The sequence below is a fragment of the Limosilactobacillus ingluviei DSM 15946 genome, assembly GCF_001435775.1.
Lineage (GTDB): Bacteria > Bacillota > Bacilli > Lactobacillales > Lactobacillaceae > Limosilactobacillus > Limosilactobacillus ingluviei.
The window spans coordinates 1-993 of sequence record NZ_AZFK01000082.1; the positions used below are offsets into that span (position 1 = coordinate 1).

Annotated in this window: 1 protein-coding gene; it reads right to left on the reverse strand. The window is 44.4% G+C overall.

Translation table 11 applies throughout. The features are described 5' to 3' along the window. The coding region (locus FC43_RS09050) for an IS30 family transposase (RefSeq protein ID WP_056955431.1) at nt 1-893 on the reverse strand (893 nt) is incomplete at its 3' end. Between the last annotated feature and the right edge of the window lie 100 nt (nt 894-993).

Below are 993 nucleotides of genomic sequence, written 5' to 3' on the forward strand. Positions count from 1 at the left end.
ATTGGTGTATGCCAATTAAGACATTTAAGTGGCCGTGAATTCAGATACCAATTGATTTGAACTAGTTGGTAATCACTTAGTTCTTCAATGGCTTGTCCCTTGGGAATAAACCGTCGCAAAACTCGATTACGGTTCTCATTACTACCGCGTTCATGTGGTGAATAAGCATGGGCAAAATAAACCTGAGTACCTGTTAGCTGTTCAATTGTCTGGTAGTTAGCGAACTCTTTACCATGGTCTACGGTAAGCGTCTTGAGCTTGTCTTGAAGTTGACTAGCTAGTTCAAGTACGGCTTGAGTCATGGACCGACTATCGCGACCATGGAGCCGTTTAACAATTGTCAGGCGACTCTTACGCTCCACAAAAGTAGCCACAGCTTGACCTTTACGTTTGCCAGAAAGTACGGTATCAGCTTCAAAGTGGCCGAATTCCTGGCGAGTTTCGACTTTATGAGGACGCTCCTCAATGGAGCGGCCGTGATTGAACGTACCCCGCTTTTCTTTAGCACGATGACGACGAATTCCATGATCAGGCAAATCGGGCAACTGTATGTCAAGCCATCCTTGATCAATCCAGTTATAGACCGTCTTGTAGGCAATCCCCACCACATGGGCAACTTGTTCAGGGGACCACTTCTGGACTTGAATTTTTTCCTCGATCAAGTGTTTAAGGTTTTTAGTGAGCGAAGACTTCCGCCCCCGTTGACTAACCTTGCGTTCAAAGTCAGTTTGCGCTAGCCCAGCCTGGTACTCACTATTTAGCCGGTGAAGTTCGTTAAAGATGGTGGTCTTACTAAAGCCTAAGTAGTTAGCGATGTATCGCAAGGAACGTCCTTCATTATGAAGCGTTTCAATGACAACACGGTTCTGGAATGATAAAATAGTGGTGCTCATCAAGGTCCTTCTTTCTAATGGATTGTGTGGTAACACCATTAAAGACCTTGATGGGTTTTTCTGTCCACTTAAATGTTCAACTTAAATTTTACAATCTGCC